The organism is Streptomyces sp. NBC_00299, from assembly GCF_036173045.1.
In the GTDB taxonomy this organism is placed as follows: domain Bacteria; phylum Actinomycetota; class Actinomycetes; order Streptomycetales; family Streptomycetaceae; genus Streptomyces; species Streptomyces machairae.
The window spans coordinates 4,679,010-4,700,180 of record NZ_CP108039.1; the positions used below are offsets into that span (position 1 = coordinate 4,679,010).

The following is a 21,171-nucleotide window of genomic DNA, read 5'->3' on the forward strand; positions in this document are numbered from 1 at the left end:
AACTAGTCTGCTCACTGATGTGCAAATAACTCACCCTCCCAGGGAGTCCCCGTGCCCTTCCTTGCCACCACACCCGTCGAGAAGATGACCGGGCCGTACACACGGCGCTGGTGGGCACTGCTCGTGCTCTGCCTGAGCCTGCTGATCGTCGTCATGGCGAACACGTCGCTGATCGTGGCCGCGCCCGACATGACCCGGGACCTGGACCTCACCAGCAGCGACCTGCAGTGGGTGATCGACGGCTACACCGTCCCGTACGCGGCGCTGATGCTCGTCCTGGGCGCGATCGGCGACAAGTACAGCCGTCGCGGCGCCCTGATCGTGGGTCTGCTGATCTTCGCGGGCGGGTCCGTGATGGGCAGCCTGGTCGACGAGACGGCTCTGGTCATCGCCGCCCGCGCGGTCATGGGAGTCGGTGCCGCCGTCGTCATGCCGGCCACCTTGTCCCTGCTGGTCGCGATCTTCCCTCGCGGTGAGCGCGCCAAGGCCATCACGGGCTGGACCGCCACCTCGGGTCTGGCCATCGCCGTGGGCCCGCTGGTCGCCGGCTGGCTCCTGGAGGACCACGCCTGGGGGTCGACCTTCCTGATCAACGTGCCCATCGCGATCGTCGCCGTCATCGGCGCGCTGGCGCTCGTACCGCCGTCGAAGGCGGCGGGCATGGGCCGGATCGACTACGTCGGCGGTCTGCTGTCCATCGTCTCCGTCGGCTCCCTCGTCTACGCGGCCATCGAGGGCCCGCACTTCGGCTGGGGCGCCGGCCCGATCGCCGCGGCCGTGGCCGCCGGTGTCGGCCTGCTGGCCTTCGTCGCCTGGGAGCTGCGTCACCCGCACCCGATGCTGGACGTGCGCAAGTTCGCCCAGCGGCCGTTCAGCGGCTCGATGCTCGCGGTGCTGTTCTTCTTCTTCGGCACCTTCGGCTCGCTCTACTACGCCACGCAGTACCTCCAGTTCGTCCTCGGCCACGGTGCGCTGGAGACCGGCGTACGGCTGCTGCCGCTGGCCGGTGCCGTGTTCGTCGGCGCCGCGGTGACCGGGCGGCTGACCCCGAAGCTCGGCGTGAAGGCCATGGTCGTCTCCGGCATGCTGATCGGCACGGTCGGCGTGTTCCTGCTCACCCGGATCGACCAGGGCTCCTCGTACACCGACTTCCTGGCGTCGCTGATCATGCTGGGCTTCGCGATCGGTCTGAGCGTGTCCCCGGCCACCGACACGATCATGGGCTCGTTCCCCGAGTCCGAGCTGGGCGTCGGCGGCGGTGCGAACGACACCTCGCTGGAGCTGGGCGGTGCCCTGGGCATCGCGATCCTCGGCTCGCTGCTGGGGACGGCGTACCGCGACAAGCTCTCGGACCTGATCGGCGGCCAGCTGCCGCACTCCGCGCTGGAGACGGCCAAGGACTCGGTGGGCGGCGGTCTCGCGGTGGCCGAACAGGTCGCGAAGAACCCCGCCGGCGGCGCCCAGCAGGCGCAGGCCCTCATCGACGCGGTGCACGAGGCCTTCGCCCACGGCGTCGCCCAGACCAGCCTGATCGGCGGGATCATCATGGCCGCCGGCACGCTGATCGTGCTCGCCGTCCTCCCCGGTCACCGCAAGGCGGGCAGGCACCGCTCGGAGGACGCGCTGGAGAAGCCGGAGCCCCAGGAGACGCAGGGAACGCAGGAGTCCCGCGATTCGCAGGAGGCTCACACGGGCGGCGCCGTCTGAGCCGCCGCCACCCCTGAACGGGCCGTGCCTTGAGCGGCACACGGCCCCGGACGGTGCCGGGAGGGGACGCCCGGCACCGTCCTTCCCCTGCCGGGGGACGCTGTCGGGAGACGCTCGCGGGCTACGCCCGGATGACCGGGGACACGACGCCTCAGGCGTCGGCGGTGTCCGGCACCGGGGCCACCGTCGGCGCGACCGCCTCCGCCACGGCCCGCGCCCGCTCCTCCGGCACCCCGGCCGCTATCAGCGTGACGATGGCGACCCGGGTGCCGTCGTCCTCCAGCACCCCGGTGTTGACCGACTCCAGCAGCGCGACCGTCATCGCCTCCAGCCCAGCGCTGAGCGCGGCGGCCGGCAGGTGGGTGTGGAAGACGCCGTCCCGCTGACCCCGCTCCAGGATGGCCGTGGCCGCGGCGCGGGCCGGCGCCAGCACCTCGGCCACCCGCTGCGCACCCAGGTCGCGCTGAGCCAGCGCCAGCAGCAGGCGGTAACGGTCGCCCACGGGCCACATCGAGAACGCGAGCCGGGCCAGCGACCGCTCGGCGGGCTCCCCCTCGACGGCCTGCACACCGGAGGCCAGCGCACTGCGCAGGCTCTCGGAGGCCTCCTCGGCGAGGGCTTCCAACAGCGCCTCGCGCCCCGGGAAGTGGCCGAAGAGGGTGCGCCGTACGACACCCGCGGCGCGCGCCAGTTCCTCCAGCGTGACGTCCGGGTTCCGGCCGAACTCCCGGCGGGCCGTGGCCAGGATGCGTGCCCGGTTGGCCCGCGCGTTGCGGCGCAGGGGCTCGCGGGCGACGGGCTTGGTCACAACAACCTCGATGGATCAGCGCGGAGCACGTGGGACACCGTGCGGACACGGACGTGGAGCACCCGCATTCTCGCACGGAGGGGCCCCGGCGCTCATGGGGTCGCCCGCTCCCCGGCGTCGTACGGCTGGAGCGGCAGGGCCGTCGTGACCTCGAAGCCGCCGTCGGGGCGCGGGCCCGCCCGGAGTTCGCCGCCGATGGAGTGGGCCCGCTCGCGCATGCCCATGACGCCGAAGCCGTGGAGCGCTCCGGTCCCGGGAGCGGGGCCGGCACCGGCTGCGGCGGGGCCGTCGTTGACGACCGTGATCAGCAGGCGGGAGTCGGAGTAACTGAGCCCGACGGTCGCGGCTTCCGTGGTGGCGTGCTTGGTGACGTTGGTGAGCGCCTCCTGCACGATCCTGAACGCGGTCAGGTCCACGCCGGGGGACAGCGGCTGCGGCTCCCCTTCCGTGGTCACCGTGACGGTGACCCCCGCCGACGCGCACGCGGAGACCAGCTCGGGCAGCCGGGCGAGCCCGGGAGACGGTTCCAGGGGGGCGGAGTCCGGGTCGCCGTTCTGCCGCAGCAGCCCCAACGTGGCCTTCAGCTCACGCAGCGCGGAGGACGTCGTCCCGGTCAGGTCGGTGAGGATCTTCTGCGACTGCTGCGGGCTGGTGAGCACCAGGTGTGCGGCTGTGCCGGCCTGGGCGTTGGCCAGGGCCAGGTGGTGGGCCACGACGTCGTGCAGTTCGCGGGCGATCCGCATGCGCTCCTCGGTGACGCGCAGCCGGGCCTCCTCCTCCCGGGTGCGTTCGGCGTGCTCGGCACGGGCCTGCACCGCCTGGAGGTAGGCGCGCCGCAGCCGCGTCATGTTGCCGGCGGCGAGGGGCAGCAGCAGCCAGAAGAACGGGCCGATCGTCCTGAGCAGCAGCGAGAGGTGGTCCATGCTGTCGGAGATCGCCGCGGCGACGGTCACTGCCACCATGGTCGCGAGGCCGTAGGCGCGGGTCGTCGGGCGGTCGGTGAGGGTGGCCAGCCAGTAGAGGGCCGCCATGACGGGGGCCAGCAGCAGGGGGGTGAGCAGATACCCCAGCGCGATCACGGTCACCGTGCAGGCGGCGGACACGACGACGGCGACACGCGGATGCCTGCGGTGCTTCAGCAGGGCCAGGCAGGCCACCCCCATGAAGGCGGCGGCGGTCCTGTCCTGGTCCGGCGGGTCGGCGCCGGGCAGGGTGAGCATGCTGCCGAGGGACGCGCAGCCCATCAGCGCCGCGACCAGCACCACGTCGACGACATGGGGGTGGCGGTCCGAGAACTCCTCGATGCGGTCCGCGTAGCGCCGCTCCGGGCTGGTGCTCATCGTGCTCTCCGGTCGGTCGGCTGGGTCCATGGTGGACGCCTGTGCGCGAGGACGGTACGGACGGCGGACGGGACCGCCCGTGTCCTTCGTCACGGGCGGTCCCGGTTGGGGGGGGTGAGGTGGACGGATCAGGTGCGAGCAGGTTCCAGCTCTGCCGCCTCGCTCGGGGCGGGTTCCGCCGCGGACCGTCCGCTGAGCGCCTCGCCCTCCACGTCGACCCGGGGCAGGATCCGGTCCAGCCACTTCGGCAGCCACCAGGCCTTGTCGCCGAGCAGGGCGAGCACCGCGGGCACGATCGCCATCCGTACGACGAAGGCGTCGAAGAGTACGGCGGAGGCGAGCCCGAAGCCGATCATCTTGATCATGGAGTCGCTCTCCCCGATGAACCCGGCGAAGACCGCGATCATGATCAGGGCGGCGGCCACGACCACGCGGGCACTGTGCCGGAAGCCGGACGTGACCGCCTGGCCGGGCGATTCGCCGTGGACGTACGCCTCGCGCATCCGCGAGACGAGGAAGACCTCGTAGTCCATGGCGAGCCCGAAGACGATGCCCACCAGGAAGATCGGCATCAGACTCATGATCGGCCCGGTCTGCTCCACGCCCAGCAGTTCGGCGCCGTGTCCCTGCTGGAAGACCACGACGACCGCGCCGAGGGCCGCCAGCACCGACAGCAGGAAGCCGAGGGCCGCCTTCAGCGGGACGAGCAGCGACCGGAAGACCACCAGCAGCAGCACGATCGCCAGCCCGACCACGACGATCAGATACGGGACGAGGGCTGCCTGCACCTTGTCGGCGATGTCGATGTTCATCGCGGTGGTGCCGGTGACCTCGAAGGTGGCCCCCGTCTCGGCCTCGACGCCGTCCCGTTCGCCCCGGATGGTCGTCACCAGGTCCTTGGTCTTCTCGTCGGTCGGCGCGGTGGACGGCACGACCGAGAAGACGGCGGTGTCACCGGCGTCGTTGAAGCGGGCGGGGGAGACGGACACGATCCCCTTCGTGCCGCCGATCTGCTCGGAGATCGTGCTGACGGCGCCCTTCGGATCCGCGTCGCCCTTGGCGTCGACGACGACGGTCAGCGGCCCGTTGAAGCCCGGCCCGAAGCCCTCGGCGAGCGCGTCGTAGGCCCGGCGCTCGGTGGTCGACGTCGACTTGGCCTCGTCACCGGGCATGCCCAGCTGCAGAGCCGTCATCGGCACGGCGAGCGCCCCGAGCCCGACGACGCCGAGGAGCAGCACGGGCAGGGGCCGGCGCAGCACGAACCGCGCCCAGCGGGTGCCGCCGTTGCTGGCTTCGCTCTCCTCGATGAGGCCGCTCTTGCGGGCCCGCCGCGACAGCACCGCGTTCGGCCAGAAGCCGAGGAACGCCGGGACCAGCGTCAGCGCGATCAGTACGCCGACGACGACCGCGCCCGCGGCGGCAAGCCCCATCTTGGTGAGCATCGGGATGCCGACCACCGCGAGTCCGGCGAGCGCGATCACGACGGTGAGCCCGGCGAAGACGACCGCGGAGCCGGCCGTGCCGACGGCCATCCCGACCGCCTCCTGCGGTGTACGGCCCTTGGCGCGCTCCTCCCGGTAGCGCGAGACGACGAACAGGGCGTAGTCGATGCCGACGGCCAGGCCCAGCATCATGGCGAGGGTGCCGGTCGTGGTGGACAGGCCGAGCGCGCTGGACAGGGCGAGGATCGTGGCCATGCTGACGCCGACGCCCATGACGGCCGTCAGCAGCGGCAGCCCGGCCGCGGCGAGGGACCCGAACGTGATGAGCAGCACGACGGCGGCGATGGCGACGCCGATGACCTCGGCCGCCCCGCCCGGACCGCCGCCGTCGTCCATGGCGGTCCCGCCGGCCTCGACGGTCAGCCCCGACTCCTGGGCCTGCGTGAGCGTCCGCTCCAGATGTGCCTTGCTCGCGTCGGTGAGGTCGCTCGCCCCGACCTTGTAGGTGACGGTCGAGTACGCCGTCGTGCCGTCCTTGCTGACGGCCTGCGCCCGGAACGGGTCGACGGCACTCGCGACCTGCGACCCGTCGCCGAGCTCGGCCACGGCCTCCTCGACGGCCTTCTTGTTCTCGGCGGCGGTCACCTTCTGGCCGCCGGGCGCGACGAAGACGACCCGCGCGGTGGCGCCGTCCGCCGTCGCGCCGGGGAAGCGCTCCTCCATCAGGTCGAACGCCTTCTGCGACTCGATGCCCGGCATCGAGAACTCCTCGTCGACGGCGCCCGGGGCCTTCAGTGCACCCAGTCCCACGGCGGCCAGGACGGCCGCCCAGACCAGGGCGACGTACCAGCGCCGCCGGAAGGCCAGACGGCCCACTCGATACAGGAAAGTAGCCACGGCAGGGGGTCTCCACATCTGGGACTCGAACGTGTGCCCAGGCTGTCCGGAGCGGGGGTGCCGTGTCGTCGTGCGGCTGCCGACAATCGGGGGTACTGAGAACGCAGTACGCGACGGCGGCGGCTCAACCGTGGGTACGACGGCCCACGGTTCAGGTCTCATACCCGTGTGCCCCGCCCGGGTCTCACCGGTGCACTCCCACCGCGCCGATCTCGACCACGCGCGCCCACGCCGGCGGTTCGTCCGGTACGTAGTCGGGATCGTCCTCGTCATAGGAGGGGGCCGCCCGTGGCCGGGGGAACAGCCCCACCACGGTCCGGCACGGCGGCCGGGTGCTCGGCCAGGGTGTCTGGCCGTCCGTCAGGGCCACGACGACATCGGGGCGCGGCTGCGCGCGCAGGGCCCTGGCGAAGCCCGCGCGCAGATCCGTGCCCCCGCCCCCGACCAGCGGAATTCCCTCGGCCCGGCAGACCCGGTGCACGCCCTGGTCCGCCGCGTCGCACGGCACCACGCTGACCAGGTCCCGCCGCCCGCCCACGGCCCTGGAGATCGCGGCGACCTCCAGCAGGGCGCTGCCCAGTTCGGCGTCGCTGACCGAGCCGGAGGTGTCGATGACGACACAGACGTGGGGCGGCCTGCGCCGCAGACTCGGCAGGACGGCGCCGGGCACCGAGGCGGAGCGGCGCGACGGGCGGCCGTAGGTGTAGTCCTCGCCGGCCCCGGGGCCACCGGCGGCCGACCGCACCGCCGCCCCCAGCAACTCCCGCCAGGGCTGCGGCGGATGGAACGCCTCCTCGGCCCACCGCTGCCACCCGTGCGAGGCGCTGCCCGGCCGGCCGGTGATGCCTTGCGCGACCCGGAACCGGACGGCGTCCCGTTCCTGCGCGCTCAGCCCATGCGCGCCGTCCGCCCCCAGATCCCACTCCCGTTCGAGCCCGTCGGCCCCGCTGCCGCAGTCCAGCCAGGCGAAATCCTGCGTACGCGGTCCCAGCCGGAACTGCCGCAGGTAGTCCTCCATGAGCTCGCCCTCGGGCAGGCGCAGCGTCGCCGGTTCGACGGCGCCGTCGGGCCGGGCGAGCCCGTCGCCGTACACGTCGTCGTTGATCTCGCAGTCCGCGGCGATGTTCATCCGCAGCCGCTCCCCGGGACCGGTCAGCCCGCGCTCACGCGCCACCCGGTCGCCGCGCCCGTGATGATCCCGCAGCAGATGCGACACCTCGTGCACCCACACCCCGGCCAACTCCTCCACCGGCGTCCGCGCGACGAACCCCGGCGACACATAACACCGCCAGTGCCGGTCCACAGCCATCGTCGGCACCCGCCACGACTCGACGACATGCAGGGCGAACAGGGCAGTGGCCAGATAGGGCCGGACCCGAGCGGCATGAAGCCGGGCGGCGAAGAGCTTCTCCCGGTCCAGGGGGCGGGGGGCGCCTGAGGGGTTGACACTCACCAGGCCCGCCTCACCTCCGCTCATCGCCGCCCCGCCTCCGCCGTCACCGCGGCTGTCCGTGCCGCCGTATGGTCCGCTCGGCGGGACAGGGACACCACTCCGGCGAGCCGGTCGAGGGAGGTCGGTACGTCCCAGTCCTGCCGGCGGAGGGAGGCGAGGGTGGTGGCCGGGACGACGACGAGGTCGGGGGCGCCGGTCTCCACGGCTCGGACCAGGAGCGCCCAGGCCGCGTCCCAGCGGGACTTGTCCGGCCGGGCTCGGACCGCCTCCACCACCCCGTCCAGCGCGGCCTGCCGCAGATCCCCCCGCTCGGGCAGCCCGGCGTTCGCCGGGTCGGCGAGCAGCAGTTCGGGGTCGGGCAGATCCATCCGGTCGACACTCGCCAGCAGCTCCAGCCCCGGCCCGTCCCCCACGGTGCCCCGCACCAGCAGGGAGAGGACCTCCCGCGAGGCTCCGGCCGCGGTGGCGAAGGCGACCAGGCACTGTGTCATCTCCCAGCTCCGGGGCGAGGGCCACGGCCCACCCCGCCGCGCCTCACCGCTGGGCAACCGGTGCACCAGCCCCGGCCGCCCGGAGAGCAAGCCGCACACAGCGCGCCGGGCGAAGTCCACGGCCCCCGCCAGCTTCTCCGGGTCCAGCCGCGGCAGGGTCGCCCGTGGCCAGGTGCCGCCCAGGCCGCGTACGACGACCTCGTGGTCGTGGGTCCACTGCAGATGCACGAACCGGTTGGCCAGCGGCGCACTCAGCTCCCACCCGTCCGCCGCGGACGACCGCGGATTGGCGGCGGCCACGATCCGTACCCCCGGCGGCAGCCGCAGCGCCCCGATCCGCCGCTCCAGCACGAGCCGCAGCAGCGCCGCCTGCACCGCGGGCGGCGCGGTCGACAACTCGTCCAGGAACAGCAGCCCCCGCCCGGCCTTCACCAGCCGCACGGCCCAGTCCGGCGGAGCCATCGGGACCCCCTGTTCCGCGGGGTCGTCCCCGATGACGGGCAACCCCGAGAAGTCGGAGGGTTCGTGGACGCTGGCGATCACCGTGGTCAGCGGTAGATCGAGGGTGGCGGCGAGTTGGGTGAGCGCCGCCGTCTTGCCGATCCCCGGCTCGCCCCACAGGAGGACGGGCAGGTCGGCGGCCACGGCCAGGGTGAGGGCCTCCAGTTGCACGTCGGGCCGGGGTTCGGTGGTGGTGGCGCGGAGGAGGCCCAACAGGTCGGCGGCGACGTCGAGTTGGGTCAGGGCAGGCTGGTTCTGGGTGCATGTGGGCATGTGAGGTCACCTGTGGGTCTCGTGAGGGTGGGTGGGGTGGGGTGGGCGAGGTGAGGTGAGGTGAGGGAAGGGAGCGAGGACGCCTTACGGAGCCAGGCAGATGCCGCCTGGCGCGGTCAGCGAAGTGCCGCGTGCCGTGGGTGCCCGCGCCGCTCACGGGGCCGGCCGCGCTCGTCGTACCGGATCCGGCCGGGACCGGGGCCGATCAGCCCGGCCCGGAAGAGGCCGTAGGTGAGACGCCGGCGCGCAGCGGCCTGCAACTCGTCCCGCAACGCACCGTCACGCAGCACCGCGTCCGGCCCCAACAGCCCCTCGACGACCGCCAGCGCACCGGCGGTGTCGCCGTGACAGAGCCGTTCGCGGACGTCGGGCAGACACTCCGGATGCCGGTGCGCCTCATCGATGGCCTGGAGACAGGGCAGCGGCGTTCCGGTGAGGGCGGCCAGCAGTTCTTCCCGCTGGATCTCGACGGGGTCGTGGTCCAGCGCAGCCAGTACCCCGTCGACCAGACCGATCCGATGCCGGGCACCGCGGCACTCGACGAGACGTGGCTGCCCTGTCCGGTCCGGATCCGGCGACGGTCGTGACGGTCGTGACGGCGGCGGACGACCCGGTACGAGGGCCGCGGCGACCAGCGGATGCAGCCGATCGGCGTCGACGGCACCGGTGCGCAGCAACTCCAGGTCGGGCAGCACCCAAGTCGCCGCGTCGGGCAGCACCGGCAGCGCACCGGCACTCCGCTTCGTGGACGCCGTGATCCGCATCGCGGCCGGCCCGGCGCCACCGACCCCGCACCCGCCCTCGCCCTCGTCCCGGTCGCCCTCCAGTTCCAGGACCAGCCGACGCCGTCCCCGCAGCCGCACGAGCACGGCCTGGGCGGACCGCCCCTCGGCGCGCAGCAGCAACCGCGCCTCGTGCGCCCACCGGTCAACGGCACAGCCACGCCCGTACGGCAGGGTCCCGAGCAAGTCCGGACCGAGCCCGGGCAGGTCACCGTCGGGCAGTCCCCCACCGGCCCGAATCCGCAGCTCACCGGCCCGCCGCGCATCCCACAGATGCCGGTGCAGATCGAACCGGAACCGTCGGCTGGGACGCGGATGCGGGTGGGTGCGGGTGCGGGTGTGGGGGTTCGATGCCCCCTCCCACAGCCCGAGGCTGATCCGCTGCCCGGCATCGGCCCAGGAGGGCGGAGTCCGTACGACGAGATGCAGGGGACCGTTGCAACCCCGCCCCCCACCGCCGTACTTGGCCAGCGCGAGAGTCAGCCCCGGCCGCAACAGCCCGTCGGGCGCGATCCTCGGCATGTGCCAGCGCAGCAGGTCGGGGGCGAGGTGCCGGAGGTCGCTGCGAAGGCGGGCGGCGGTCTCCCGGCCGTAGTCCCGCAGCACGGAACGCAGTTCGAGATCGACGTCGACGCCGGCGGCGGCACAGGCCCCGGCCCAGTCCCCCGCCAGCCGGCGGGCGGTAGCTGTCTCGATCATGGCGGCCGGCACGGCGAACTCCCGCACACGCGGCCAGAAGGAAAGCAAGAAGGAGGACGGGGAAGAAGACAGGGAAGGAGAGGAAGGCTCGGAGAGCCGGGTGTTCCCGTTCGCGATCCGAGTGCTCATCAGCACTCACCTTGCGCGGACGGGACCCCCAATCTGTGAACAGAGTGAGTCGTCATCGCGGGCGAGCGTAGTGCGGCACGCGCAGCGCCGCGAGCCATTTTCCGCGCAGGGGACGGCAACCTTTCCGCCCCCTGCGACCACTGCCCCCTGCACAGCTTCTGCCGAACCGCGTACCCATCCACGTCAGGACGTAAGGACTCACTCGTGGCATCCCCCTCCCACCGCCGCCGGTCCCGCCGCAAGTGGCGCGCGGCCCTGGTACCGGCCGCGGTCGTGGCGGCCGTCGCGCTCGCCGCCTCCCTGCTCATGGCCCTGCGACCCGACGGGAACCCCACGGCCGCCGATGCCCCGCCCGCGCCCGTCAGCGGCAGTCCCGTCCCCGGCAGTCACTCCAAGGCCTCACCGACGGCACCGAGCCGTGCGCCGAAGCCGACACCGAGCCCGTCCAAGCCGTCCTCCTCGCCGCCGCCCGCCACGACCACCGCGCCTCCGCGCGCATCCAACTCAACCGCAGCCTCGGCCTCAGCGACGGCCCCACCGGCGGGACGCATCCGCCCCGGCGTCACCTACGACGGAATCGCCACCTTCTACGACACCGGAAACGGCGACGGCGCCTGCCTGTACGGCCCGACCGACGACGTCATGACCGCGGCGATGAATCACGCGGACTACGAGACATCCCGGGCGTGCGGGGCGTACGTACGCGTCAGGGCGGCCGGCGGCGCCTCCGTCACAGTCCGCATCACCAACGAGTGCCCCCTGCCCTGTGCCCCTGGCCAACTCGACCTCAGCGCACAGGCGTTCGCCAAGCTCGCGACGCCCTCGGCCGGCCGCATCCCGATCACCTGGAACCTGCTGAGCCCCGGGACACCCGAGGCGCCCGAGAGGATCTCGATCCGCTACAAGACAGGCTCCAGCAGCCACTGGTGCGGCATCCAGGCGGTGGGCCACCGGAACCCGCTGGCCCGCCTGGAGGTCCGCGGCGGCGGAGGGTGGCGGCAGCTCCGGCGCACGGAGTACAACTACTTCCTCTCCGAGCAGGGGAGCGGCTGCGGCGGCGAGTTGAGGCTCACCGACATCTACGGGGAGAGGCTGACGCTCGACGCTCTACCCGTACGCCCGGATGTCCTCCAGCCGACCCGGGTCCAGTTCGCGGCGCACTGACGACCCGCACGCACATGACTAACGCCGCGGCGTCCCCGTCACGTCCGTCGTCACGCCGCCCGTGGTCGGATCCACCGACGCCCCCGGCCCTTCCGGCGTCGACGGAGCGGCTGTGGGCAGGCTCGAACCGTTCGGCGTACGGAGGTCGGTGGCCCGGGGCGTCGGGGTGGGTTCGGAGGTCGTGGCCTCGGGGGGCACCGTCGGGGTCGCCGAGATCCCTCGCGGCGGCGACGGGGACGGGGACGGGGACGGGGTGGGCGGCGTCGTGCGGTCGGTCGCGGGCGGGGGTGCGAGCGGGGGCGCCGGGGAGGGCGGGGCGTCGGAGGTTCCCGAGGTGAGGGGGAGGGCGACCAGGACGGCCGCGGCGCAGGTCAGGGCCGCCCCGATCGACGCACGGACGACTCGGCGGCGCGTTGCCCGGCGGCGGATGGACTCGTAGCTGCCCTGCGGCGGGGCGAGGTAGTCCGTGGCGGGGCGCAGGATCACCGCGAGCGGGTCGTCGGGGGACAGCTCCGGACCGTCCGCGCCTTCGTCAAAGCGTGTGGTCAAGGCTTCTCCTCAGGTGGACGCGGAGCAGTTCGCGGGCCGCGTGGAGGTCGGCCTTGACGGTTCCTTCCTTTCGTCCGGTCAGCACGGACACCTCCCGGATCGGCATGTCAGCGTAGTAGTGGAGCAGGATCGGCACGCGGAGGCGTTCGGGGAGGGACTGGACCAGCAGGCGGACGGACGGGTCCTCCTGCTCGGAGTGGGAGTTGACCGCGGCTTCGGTCGTGGCCCGGCGCATCGCCCGCCGTTCGCGCTCCAGCTTGCGCCAGTGGTCCCGGACCAGGTTCGCCGCGGTGACGTAGAGGAACCCGCGCGGCTCCTCCACCCGGCTCCAGCGCGCCCAGAGCCGGGTGAAGGCCTCCGAGGCGATCTCGTGGGCCGTCTCGTCGTCGTCGACGAGACGGCGGCACCAGCCGGCCAGGCGGGGGTAGAGGGCGGCGAACAGCTCGGACGCTGCCTTGTCGCGGGACCGTTTCAACGCTCTCCATGGTCGTGAGGAAGCTTGCGCGGCACTGAGGGGGATGCCGGGCCGACGGCGTACGTTCCGTCGGCCCGGCACCGGTTCCGTACCGGTGCTGCGGGAGCGGGGGCGGTCAGGGGGCCGTGGAGCTCGGCTCGGCGAAGACGATCACGTTGTCGCGGTACTCGTCGCCGGAGCGCGGGCCGCCGCACGTGATCAGCCGCAGCTCCGGGCGGTCCACGTCACCGTAGACGTCGTCCGCCGGGAAGTCCGCCTTGGCGACCGTCCGTACGGAGCTCACGGCGAACTCCGCGGATGTGCCGTCCTTCCTGCGCGCCACGATCCGGTCGCCCCGGCGCAGCCGCGCCAGGTCCCGGAACACTCCGTCCCCGTAGGAACCGACCGTGACATGGCCGAGGATGACGGACGGGCCGACCTGTCCCGGCGTCGGTGAGTGCCGGTACCAGCCCGCCCGGTCGTCGGCGGTGATCGGCGGCACCTCCACGGTGCCGTCCTGCGCCAGGCCCAGCCGGATGACCGGGGTGTCGACGTCGATCGCCGGGATCCGCAGCCGGACCGGAGGCGAACTTCCCAGCGTGCGCGTGGAGTTCGAGGACGCCGAGGAGGAGCCGTCCTCCTGCCCCTCCTTCGAAACCTTTGTGTCCCGCTTCCTCCGGGAGCCCGCGGTAGCACTCTGCTCTGTGCCCTGGCCGCCGCAGCCCACCAGCAACGACGCCATCGCCGCGGTGGCGAACGCCCGCCTGGACAGCGGCATCATGCCCCCGGGGCCCGGCGACGCCGTACGACGAAGGCCGTCGCGCCCCCGGCGACGAGCACCGCGGCGGCGCCCCCACCGATCAGCCCGCCCTGTCCGCTGCCGGAGTCCGAAGAGGTCGGCGTCACGCCGGTGTCGGGCGCCCCGGACGGCCTGACGGAGACCTGGCCGTCGTCACGGGTCGGCGCGGCCGACGGCTCGGGGGTGTCGTCGGCCGGGGGACGCGTCGGCTCGGCGGAGGACGGGGGACGGGTCGGCTCGGCGCTGGGGGTCGGGGTGTCCGTGGCGGGGGAGGAGGCCGTCGGGCTCAGGACCGGGGTCGGGGTCGAGCTGTCGGCGAGCGCGGGGGCAGCGGTCGCGAACAGGGCCGCGCAGCTGAGTGCCATGGCGCTGAGGACGGTTCGGCGCATTGAGTCGCTCTCTTTCGTCGGCCCGGCCGGTACTGCCGTACCCGGCGGGCTGGGTGACGGGTCGAGCGAAGAGACGACGGGGCGGCGAGGCGGGTTGTAAAGAGAGGGCAAAGTCGTCCCGCCGCTACGATGGCGGCGTGACAGCCCGTGCGCAGCGAGACCGTGCGCCGCGGATCCCGTTGCCGGGGCCGTGGCGCATGCTTCTGCTGCTCGGGCTCCTCGCGGGGCTGTTCGGGATGCACGCGCTCGGCCCCGCCGACGCCGTCGCGGCCTCTGCGCATCACGGGCACGGCGCTCCCGTCATGAGCGCCCATCTGACGCCCGTGACCGACGAGTCCGCCTGCCACGGCCCCGACTCGGGCGGCGGGCACGCCCAGCACGCCGACCCGACGTGCGCGTCGAGTGCCGTCGGTGCGGGCCCCGTGCTGCCGGCCCCCGTGCCCGATCCGGCCGGCAGTGCCGTGGCGGCCGGCCTCGACGGCCGTTCCGTGGCCGCCGCGCCCGAAGGCGGGCGTGCGCCTCCCTCACTGGCCGAACTGCAGATCCTGCGGACCTAGGACAAGGCCGAGCCGTCCCCCTCATCCACCGAGGGCGCACGGCACTCAGCCATGTCCGTGCCGCGCCCCGAGGGCGCCGCAACTCACGTACATCCGTACATCGCAGGAGTTCTCAGCATGACCAGCACACGTACCGTGATCCGTCGCGCCGGCCTGGCCGCGACGGCCGTCACCGCCGCACTCGTCCTCGCCGCCTGCGGGGGCGGCGACCACTCGGACACCGCTTCCGGCGCGCACCCGTCGTCCTCGGCGAGCGCCACCGCCGGCGCGCACAACGCGCAGGACGTCTCCTTCGCGCAGGGCATGATCCCGCACCACCGGCAGGCGGTGGAGATGGCCGAACTGGCCGCCGACCGCGCCTCCTCGGCCCGGGTCAAGGACCTCGCCACCCGCATCGAGAAGGCCCAGGCCCCGGAGATCCGGACCATGTCGGGGTGGCTGAAGGCCTGGGGCGAGGACGTGCCGTCGGCCGTGCCCGGCATGGACGGCATGGACCACTCCGGCGGACACGGCGGTGGCTCCGGCATGGCCGGGATGATGGACCAGAAGGACATGGACAAGCTGGCGAAGTCCTCCGGCAAGGCCTTCGACTCCATGTTCCTGACCATGATGGTCGAGCATCACGAGGGCGCGGTGGAGATGGCCGGGGCCGAGAAGGCGAAGGGCAAGTACGCTCCCGCGACCGCCCTGGCCGACGACGTCGTCACCGCCCAGACGGCCGAGATCGCCGAGATGAACAAGCTGCTCGGCACGAACGCGGGCTGACACCCCGACGGGCGGTGGGCCCGGGCCGCTGCACCTGGCCGGGCCCACCGCCCCACACCCTCACTTCAAGCCCAGCCTCCGCAGGTACGGCTCCCCCGGCCCGGCCCGGTCCACGATCGCGGCGCAGGCGGGGCGGGCCGCGCAGTCCGAGGCGGGGTCGGCCGGTGACAGCAGGGTGTTGTGCCTGAAGTCGAGGTTCCTGGGGTCACCGCAGTCCGGTGCGGGCGGCCAGCCTCCGGGGTAGGACCGGCGGGGCAGCCAGTCGGGGACGGTGTCGTCCCAGAAGTTGCCGCGGAAGCGGACGTTCTGCACGGGGCGGTTGCCCCAGTCCTCGCTGCACCCGCCGATCGAGGCCCGGTAGCTGTGGACGGCGTTGTCCCGCAGGGTGATCCATTTGCTGCTGTCGTCGGTGTAGATGCCGACGTTCCACGTGCCGTACGCGCTGTCCGAGACCGCGTTGCCGCTGACGACCGCGCCGTCCGTGTACGACGTGCCCTGTTCGCCCCGCAGATAGATGCCGCCGCCGTCGGCCAGGAGCCGGTTGGTCGCGAAGACGCGGTTGCCGACGATGCGGTTGCCGCTCATCAGGCCGCGCACGTCCTCGGCGGGACCGGAGAGGATGCCGGTGTAGGGCACGTGGTCGACCTGGTTGTGCGCGATGGTCGTCTCCCGGCTGCCTGCGTCCCAGATGCCGGAGGACGCGTGGTAGTCGGCCCCGGTGCGGTGGACCCGGTTGTTGGTGACCCGGTTGCGGCGGTCCGTGCCCTTCGTGTCCGGTGGCAGGGCTCCCAGCACGACGCCGCCGTCCGAGATGTCGGTGAAGAGGTTGCCGTCCACGGTGTTGTGCGAGCTGTTCCCGGAGAACTCCAGGCCCTGGGCGCCGAGATGGACGAATCGGTTGCCCTGGAAGGTGATGCGTTCGGCGGTGCGGAAGGCGACGTTCCCGGGCACGGTGAGCAGCTTGATGTCGTCGCCCTTCCCCGGCCGCAGGTACATGCTCCACGCGGCGGCGAACCCGGCCGGCTCGCTCGGCGCCGTCCAGCCGCCGTGGGCGAACGTCAGCCCCTTGAAGGCGATGTCGTGCACGGGCCGACCGGCGCTGCCGGTGCCGCTGACCAGCGTCTCCAGCACGGGCGCCGTCACCTGCGCCCGCCGCATGTCCTCCCCCGTCCGCGGCCGGTACAGCAGCTCGTGGTGTCCGGGACGGGAGCGGTCGAGGTACCAACTCCCCTTCATATCCAGGAAGTCGGGCGCGTTCTCGACGTCGGACGGCAGGGCGAGCAGGTCCGGCCCGTACAGGTCGTGGGCCAGCCGCCAGCACGGCTGGTCCATGGTGATCGTCGACCCGCCACCCGGACCCGGCGTGATGCCCGCGATGCCGCAACGGCCCTCCAGGTAGTCGAACCGGAACCGCAGCTCCATGTCCCGCGGCGCCCGCCAGCTGCGTGGGACGGCACTCGTGGTCGTGAGGCCGGTCCCCGTCGCCTTCAGCCTGCCTGGGATGCCGTCGCCCTGGCTCGCCCGGGCGGCCCGCTTCCCCCCGACGTACAGCTGACGGGTTTCGAGCGTGCCGGCGTCCGCCCGCCAAACGCCCCGCCGCTGCGGGTCGGGCCGCCATCCGCCGATCTCCCGGCCGCCGCTGAGCGTCACGGGCTCCTGCCACCGGGTGCCGTAGCCGTACGCCTGGTAGACGACGCGGTGGCCGCCCCGGCCGGAGTCGCCGGCGGCCTGCGACATCCGCAGCGGAGCCGTCAGCCGGTAGGTGCCGCCGCGCAGGTTCACCACGATGTCCGAGGTCATCCCGGCCGTCCTGGCCCGCACCGCCTGCTGCGCCCGGGCCGGCGTCGCGAACGGCCGCTCGAGCGTGCCCGGCCACCCGTCGCTCCCCCAGGGCGCCACGTACAGCCGCCGCGCGGTGTCGTACCGCCCGCTCTCCGACGCCGACGCCGAAGCCGACGCGGACGCCGGGGGAGCAGCCGCCCAGGCCCCACCGGCCACCGCCATCATCAGCGCCGAAACGACCGCTCCGAACCGCAGGTCCGCCATGTTCCCGCTCCTCCCGTTCGCCGGACGTGTCCATGGTCGAGCGGAGACGGCCCGGCCCGCGTCGGCCGATCGTCGCTCGGGGTGCCTCTTTGGTAGCCGATCCGCAGGCCGATGTGCGTGCCGGTACAGGTGCGGGCGGCGCCGAAAAGGTGGATCGTTGACGGCATGGCGGAGCAGCGCTCCGACGCGTGGACGTCGGGAGCCGACTCTGGACCGCGGCCACCGCGACCGACCCGGCAGCCGCCGCGCTGGACGAGACCCGCCGCTTCCGGGACTGCCGCCCGGAACCCCTCCACAGCCTGTGGACGGCCGCGGGACTCACCGACGTGATGACGACCCCGCTCGAAGTGCCCACGGTCTTCGCCGACTTCGCCGACCTCTGGGACCCGTTCCGGTCCGGCCAAGGCCCCGCCCCCGGCTACGTCGCCTCCCTCACCCCCGCCGCCCGCGACCGACTGCGCGACGCACTGCGCGATGCGGTCCCCACGGCACCGGACGGCTCCGTCCCGCTCACGGCACGGGCCTGGGCGGCGAAGGGAGTCCGGGCACTGCGGCCGTAGCCCGGCCGTGGCTTCAGCCGGCGCCCCCGAGCCAGTACCCGAAGCCCCGGCGCGTGTGGATCAGGGCCGGTTCGCCGGGATCGCCGTCCACCTTGCGGCGGAGCCGGGAGACGAGCTTCTCGATCGCCTCGTTGGCCCGGAAGTCCCCCCAGACATGACGGCCGATCTGCTCCTTCGACAGCACGCACCCGGCGTTGACGAGCAGATGGCGCAGCAGGCGGTACTCGGCGGGCGTGAGGTCGAGGGGGCGGGGGCCGCGGCGGGCCCGGCAGGCGGCGTCGTCCAGGACCAGGTCGCCGTAGCGGGGCAGCACCGTCCGTCGTTCGGGGAGCCGGCGGCGCAGCAGGACGTCGACGCGGGCGAGGACCTCGGCGATGCGCAGGGGCTTGGTGACGTAGTCCTTCTCGCCCGGGCCGAGTTCGGGGACGAGCCGGTGCAGGGAGTCGCACGTGGCGAGGAAGAGCAGCGGGGGGTGCGGCGGGCGGGAGCCGGCGCGGGGGGTGTGGGGCGGATGGGTGAGGTGGGAGAGGAGTACGGCGTCCCACACCGCCAGGTCGAAGGCGTGCTCCGTCAGCCGGACCAGACCCTCGGCGCCGGTGCCCGCGGTGCCGACCCGGTAGCCGGCCAACTCCAGGGTGGTGCTCAGCAGTTCGCTGTCTCCCGGATCGTCGGCGACGACCAGGACCCGCTGTCCGTGCCCGCGCGGCGGCGAGGGTTTCTCCAACAGGTTCGCGGGGTTCGCGGTCATGGCGACACCCTTCGTGTGGGGCCGGGTGGGGGGTTGCGCGGGGTGCGCGGGTCGCGCTGCGCGCCGTTTCGGATCATCAGGCCCTCGGACCGAGGTCGGCCGGCACCTCGGCGTGGGTGACGAAGTCGTCGACCAGGCGATGGAAGAGGCCGGCGAGCTGCCGCAGGTCCTCGTCGGACCAGTCGGCCAGCGCCAGGCGCATGCCGACGCGGGCCGCCTCCCGGATGCGGTCGACGGCCGCCCTGCCCGCGTCGGTGAGCCCGACGCGCTGGGCCCGCCGGTCGTGGGGGTCGGCAGTCCGGATCACATGACCGGCCCGCTCCAACTGCTGTACTTGGCGCGTGACATGGGACGCCTCGACCGCCAGCAGTCCCGCCAGCACGCCGGGCCGCATCGGTGCGGTCTCGGCGAGGCGGCGCAGGATCGCCACGGCGGCCCGGTCCAGCGTCAGGCCCGCCATGGCCATCAGGTACTCGTGCTGTCTCGCCCGCCCCGCCAGGTAGGTGATGCGGGTGAGGCACTTCTCGATCTCCACGATCTCGGCCGGGCCGGGCGACGCTGCTGCGGATGTCGATGCGGGCATGGCCTCACCGTACCGCAAATGATTGCTTGACTTAAGTAACTCGCTCATGCTTGCCTAAGTTAAGCAATGAGCGAGTCCGCGGCTTACGAGCGGGGCCGCCGCAGACCCACGGCGCCCGTCCGCAGGCCGCGGTGACCATGTGCGGGGCCGGTGCCGACGTCGGCCGGGAATCATCGGCCCGAGGCGCAGGGTTCAGGTGTCACAACCGAATCGAAGAGCCGCTCGTCGAGTAGGAGCCGAACATGTCCGACGTACCCGTCGCCGGTGCCCAGGCCGAACTCCCCGTACGCGAGCTCCGGCTGGTGGTCACGGCGGATGACTACGACGAGGCGTTGCGGTTCTACCGGGATGTGCTCGGGCTTCCCGAACGCGGTGCGTTCACCTCGCCCGGTGGGCGGGTCACGATCCTTGACGCCGGCCGGGCGACGCTGGAGCTGACGGATCCGAAGCACGCGGAGTTCATCGACGAGGTCGAGGTCGGCCGCCGCGTGGCCGGTCATGTCCGGGTCGCCTTCCAGGTGGCCGACTCCACGGCGGCCACGGCAAGGCTGGCGGCTGCCGGAGCGGAGGTTCTCGCGGAGCCCACCCGTACGCCCTGGAACTCCCTCAACTCCCGCCTGGAAGCGCCCGGCGCCCTCCAGCTGACCCTTTTCACCGAGCTGGACGACACCACGGAACGCGCGTAGACCCGCGAGCACACGCGGTTGCGGGGTTCCTCGGCGCCACAAGGAGCTTATTCGGCCGTTTCGGTGATAATTGGGGCATGAGTACGACGACGTTTGTACTAGCGGCCACGTCGAGTGAAGTACTCAACGTGATCGCCGCCTTGGTGGGTGGCCTGTTCATCGCCGGCGCCCTGGTCTGGGCCGTGCAGTTCGGCATGCGGGTCCGTGATCGAGAGCTGCCCCGGCCCACGGCCGACGAGCAGCCCCATCTTCCCGACACCGGCGCGGTCCATGAGGAGCGGGAGCTGAGGGAGCCCGACGAAGTGCCGCACGCGGAGGGCAGGGAACGGCTCCTGCCCCACGAGCTGCACCACGCGGGCAGCAAACGCAGCACGGACCAGCACCGCAAGCGCTGGATTCCGGGGAAGAGCGGTTCCTTCGGCGGCGGCGGCATCGGGCACGCCTGAGTCCCGTACCCCGTGCCCGACACCCCGTACGCCGTACGCCGTGCCCGGTACTCGTACGTAAATCCAGGCGACGCGAGCGCTGCGTCCTGCCACCCTGTCCGGACCGTATGTGCACGGCGCGCATACGGTCCGGACGGGGGCGAGGGCGGATTGAGCAGACGACGTTATGTGGCCAGGGGTGTCCCGGGTGGTTACCGCATCTGGGACAACCACGGCCGCCGTTTCTGGGGCGACCTCTACGAACTGTGCCCCGACGACCTGCTGACCGAGCTGAACGGCCGCAAGGACCCGGCCAGGATCAGCGCATTCCTGAAGCGTTACCGCGCGTTGAAGCGCTAGCGCGCGGGACGTCCGGAGCCGTGGCGAGGGCGAGGATCACGAAGAAGTCGATGCCCACCATGATCACCGACCAGACCGGCGTGTACGGCAGGAACAGGAAGTGGGCGACCATGCTGAGGGACGCCAGGAAGATGCCGGTGATCCGGGCCCACCAGGCACCCCTGAGGATGCCGTAGCCGACACACGCGGCCACGATGCCGATGCCGAGCAGGACCCAGCCCCACGCCATGAGGTTGATCTTGTAGACGTAGTCGCCGACGCTGCCGTAGACGTCGTCCTCGGCGATCGCGGAGATGCCCTGGAGGATCGCCAGCAGCCCGTTGACCAGCATCAGCACACCGGCGAAGACGAGCGCGCCGGTGGCCCAGCCGGTGTCGGAGGGGGCGGGCGGGCCGGGGCGGTAGCCGCCCGCGTCGGGTGCGGCCGAGCCCCAGGTGGTCTGGGTACCACCGGGAGAACCTGGCGTCCCAGCCTGACTGTGTGCCGCGTCCGTCGCGTGCGACTGCGACTGCGGCTGCTGCTGGCTCATGGCTGCCGTACCCCACTTCTCGCGTGTACCCGCGG

22 protein-coding genes are annotated in these 21,171 nt (G+C 72.8%); 8 read left to right on the plus strand and 14 right to left on the minus strand.

Going from position 1 to position 21,171, the window contains the following annotated elements; all coding sequences use genetic code 11:
- The first annotated feature begins 51 nt into the window (after positions 1-51).
- Entirely contained in the window at positions 52-1,707 is a 1,656-nt protein-coding gene (locus OHT51_RS20600; RefSeq protein WP_328880394.1) for an MFS transporter, read from the plus strand.
- Between the two features lie 151 nt (positions 1,708-1,858).
- Here OHT51_RS20600 and OHT51_RS20605 read toward each other — a convergent pair whose 3' ends face one another.
- The 6 genes from OHT51_RS20605 to OHT51_RS20630 form a co-directional block, all read right to left on the minus strand.
- Positions 1,859-2,515: a TetR/AcrR family transcriptional regulator gene (locus OHT51_RS20605; RefSeq protein ID WP_328880395.1), complete on the minus strand. Its 657-nt coding sequence runs from the start codon at positions 2,513-2,515 to the stop codon at positions 1,859-1,861.
- Between the two features lie 92 nt (positions 2,516-2,607).
- Positions 2,608-3,855 (minus strand): sensor histidine kinase, encoded by a 1,248-nt coding sequence (locus tag OHT51_RS20610; protein ID WP_328880396.1) that lies wholly within the window; start codon positions 3,853-3,855, stop codon positions 2,608-2,610.
- Between the two features lie 128 nt (positions 3,856-3,983).
- Entirely contained in the window at positions 3,984-6,194 is a 2,211-nt protein-coding gene (locus OHT51_RS20615) for an MMPL family transporter (RefSeq protein WP_328880397.1), read from the minus strand.
- Between the two features lie 184 nt (positions 6,195-6,378).
- On the minus strand, positions 6,379-7,671 hold the full coding sequence (locus OHT51_RS20620) for a vWA domain-containing protein (RefSeq protein ID WP_328880398.1): 1,293 nt from the start codon (positions 7,669-7,671) through the stop codon (positions 6,379-6,381).
- A complete protein-coding gene (locus OHT51_RS20625) occupies positions 7,668-8,912 on the minus strand; it encodes an AAA family ATPase (RefSeq protein ID WP_328880399.1) in 1,245 nt (414 codons plus the stop codon). Before OHT51_RS20625 ends, OHT51_RS20620 begins: the two co-directional genes overlap by 4 nt.
- 116 nt (positions 8,913-9,028) lie before the next feature.
- On the minus strand, positions 9,029-10,522 hold the full coding sequence (locus OHT51_RS20630) for a hypothetical protein (protein ID WP_328880400.1): 1,494 nt from the start codon (positions 10,520-10,522) through the stop codon (positions 9,029-9,031).
- A 204-nt stretch (positions 10,523-10,726) separates the two neighbouring features.
- Between OHT51_RS20630 and OHT51_RS20635 the strand changes: the two genes are divergently transcribed.
- Positions 10,727-11,686, plus strand: coding sequence for an expansin EXLX1 family cellulose-binding protein (locus tag OHT51_RS20635; RefSeq protein ID WP_328880401.1), 960 nt, complete (start codon positions 10,727-10,729; stop codon positions 11,684-11,686).
- An 18-nt stretch (positions 11,687-11,704) separates the two neighbouring features.
- Here OHT51_RS20635 and OHT51_RS20640 read toward each other — a convergent pair whose 3' ends face one another.
- The 4 genes from OHT51_RS20640 to OHT51_RS20655 form a co-directional block, all read right to left on the minus strand.
- Positions 11,705-12,235: a hypothetical protein gene (locus tag OHT51_RS20640; RefSeq protein WP_328880402.1), complete on the minus strand. Its 531-nt coding sequence runs from the start codon at positions 12,233-12,235 to the stop codon at positions 11,705-11,707.
- Positions 12,219-12,710, minus strand: a complete 492-nt coding sequence (locus OHT51_RS20645) for an RNA polymerase sigma factor (RefSeq protein ID WP_328880403.1) — start codon at positions 12,708-12,710, stop codon at positions 12,219-12,221. Before OHT51_RS20645 ends, OHT51_RS20640 begins: the two co-directional genes overlap by 17 nt.
- Before the next feature lie 115 nt (positions 12,711-12,825).
- On the minus strand, positions 12,826-13,470 hold the full coding sequence (locus OHT51_RS20650; RefSeq protein WP_328880404.1) for a class F sortase: 645 nt from the start codon (positions 13,468-13,470) through the stop codon (positions 12,826-12,828).
- Positions 13,467-13,877, minus strand: a complete 411-nt coding sequence (locus OHT51_RS20655; protein ID WP_328880405.1) for a sortase-dependent protein — start codon at positions 13,875-13,877, stop codon at positions 13,467-13,469. The genes OHT51_RS20650 and OHT51_RS20655 overlap by 4 nt, the downstream gene beginning before the upstream one ends.
- A 137-nt stretch (positions 13,878-14,014) precedes the next feature.
- Between OHT51_RS20655 and OHT51_RS20660 the strand changes: the two genes are divergently transcribed.
- Complete coding sequence (locus OHT51_RS20660; protein ID WP_328880406.1) at positions 14,015-14,434, plus strand: DUF6153 family protein; 420 nt, start codon at positions 14,015-14,017, stop codon at positions 14,432-14,434.
- A 117-nt stretch (positions 14,435-14,551) separates the two neighbouring features.
- Entirely contained in the window at positions 14,552-15,199 is a 648-nt protein-coding gene (locus tag OHT51_RS20665; RefSeq protein ID WP_328880407.1) for a DUF305 domain-containing protein, read from the plus strand.
- A gap of 60 nt (positions 15,200-15,259) precedes the next feature.
- On the opposite strand, the gene OHT51_RS20670 is transcribed toward OHT51_RS20665, so the two are convergent.
- A complete protein-coding gene (locus OHT51_RS20670) occupies positions 15,260-17,245 on the minus strand; it encodes a right-handed parallel beta-helix repeat-containing protein (RefSeq protein ID WP_328880408.1) in 1,986 nt (661 codons plus the stop codon).
- A gap of 188 nt (positions 17,246-17,433) precedes the next feature.
- Between OHT51_RS20670 and OHT51_RS20675 the strand changes: the two genes are divergently transcribed.
- Positions 17,434-17,805: a hypothetical protein gene (locus OHT51_RS20675; protein ID WP_328880409.1), complete on the plus strand. Its 372-nt coding sequence runs from the start codon at positions 17,434-17,436 to the stop codon at positions 17,803-17,805.
- 13 nt (positions 17,806-17,818) lie between these two features.
- Here the strand turns inward: OHT51_RS20675 and OHT51_RS20680 are convergent, their stop codons facing one another.
- Both OHT51_RS20680 and OHT51_RS20685 read right to left on the minus strand, forming a co-directional pair.
- Entirely contained in the window at positions 17,819-18,553 is a 735-nt protein-coding gene (locus tag OHT51_RS20680; RefSeq protein ID WP_328880410.1) for a response regulator transcription factor, read from the minus strand.
- A 76-nt stretch (positions 18,554-18,629) separates the two neighbouring features.
- The gene (locus OHT51_RS20685; RefSeq protein ID WP_328880411.1) at positions 18,630-19,136 is read right to left on the minus strand and encodes a MarR family winged helix-turn-helix transcriptional regulator; all 507 of its coding nucleotides are present in this window, start codon (positions 19,134-19,136) and stop codon (positions 18,630-18,632) included.
- 242 nt (positions 19,137-19,378) lie between these two features.
- Here OHT51_RS20685 and OHT51_RS20690 point away from each other — a divergent pair, with 242 nt between their 5' ends.
- From OHT51_RS20690 to OHT51_RS20700, 3 genes are all read left to right on the plus strand, one after another.
- A complete protein-coding gene (locus OHT51_RS20690) occupies positions 19,379-19,822 on the plus strand; it encodes a VOC family protein (RefSeq protein ID WP_328880412.1) in 444 nt (147 codons plus the stop codon).
- A gap of 77 nt (positions 19,823-19,899) precedes the next feature.
- Positions 19,900-20,268, plus strand: a complete 369-nt coding sequence (locus OHT51_RS20695) for a DUF6479 family protein (protein ID WP_328880413.1) — start codon at positions 19,900-19,902, stop codon at positions 20,266-20,268.
- Positions 20,269-20,418: 150 nt separating this feature from the next.
- Entirely contained in the window at positions 20,419-20,607 is a 189-nt protein-coding gene (locus tag OHT51_RS20700) for a hypothetical protein (protein ID WP_328880414.1), read from the plus strand.
- Here the strand turns inward: OHT51_RS20700 and OHT51_RS20705 are convergent.
- A complete protein-coding gene (locus tag OHT51_RS20705) occupies positions 20,567-21,136 on the minus strand; it encodes a DUF7144 family membrane protein (protein WP_328880415.1) in 570 nt (189 codons plus the stop codon). The genes OHT51_RS20700 and OHT51_RS20705 overlap by 41 nt on opposite strands.
- Positions 21,137-21,171 lie beyond the last annotated feature (35 nt).

Bases quoted from the DNA above. Each gene is read 5' to 3' on its own strand.
- OHT51_RS20695 (WP_328880413.1), top strand. From the start codon at position 19,900: ATGAGTACGACGACGTTTGTACTAGCGGCCACGTCGAGTGAAGTACTC.
- OHT51_RS20685 (WP_328880411.1), bottom strand. From the start codon at position 19,136: ATGCCCGCATCGACATCCGCAGCAGCGTCGCCCGGCCCGGCCGAGATC.
- OHT51_RS20620 (WP_328880398.1), bottom strand. From the start codon at position 7,671: ATGAGCGGAGGTGAGGCGGGCCTGGTGAGTGTCAACCCCTCAGGCGCC.
- OHT51_RS20625 (WP_328880399.1), bottom strand. From the start codon at position 8,912: ATGCCCACATGCACCCAGAACCAGCCTGCCCTGACCCAACTCGACGTC.
- OHT51_RS20670 (WP_328880408.1), bottom strand. From the start codon at position 17,245: ATGGCGGACCTGCGGTTCGGAGCGGTCGTTTCGGCGCTGATGATGGCG.
- OHT51_RS20655 (WP_328880405.1), bottom strand. From the start codon at position 13,877: ATGCGCCGAACCGTCCTCAGCGCCATGGCACTCAGCTGCGCGGCCCTG.
- OHT51_RS20705 (WP_328880415.1), bottom strand. From the start codon at position 21,136: ATGAGCCAGCAGCAGCCGCAGTCGCAGTCGCACGCGACGGACGCGGCA.
- OHT51_RS20650 (WP_328880404.1), bottom strand. From the start codon at position 13,470: ATGATGCCGCTGTCCAGGCGGGCGTTCGCCACCGCGGCGATGGCGTCG.
- OHT51_RS20610 (WP_328880396.1), bottom strand. From the start codon at position 3,855: ATGAGCACCAGCCCGGAGCGGCGCTACGCGGACCGCATCGAGGAGTTC.
- OHT51_RS20665 (WP_328880407.1), top strand. From the start codon at position 14,552: ATGACCAGCACACGTACCGTGATCCGTCGCGCCGGCCTGGCCGCGACG.
- OHT51_RS20630 (WP_328880400.1), bottom strand. From the start codon at position 10,522: ATGAGCACTCGGATCGCGAACGGGAACACCCGGCTCTCCGAGCCTTCC.
- OHT51_RS20680 (WP_328880410.1), bottom strand. From the start codon at position 18,553: ATGACCGCGAACCCCGCGAACCTGTTGGAGAAACCCTCGCCGCCGCGC.
- OHT51_RS20690 (WP_328880412.1), top strand. From the start codon at position 19,379: ATGTCCGACGTACCCGTCGCCGGTGCCCAGGCCGAACTCCCCGTACGC.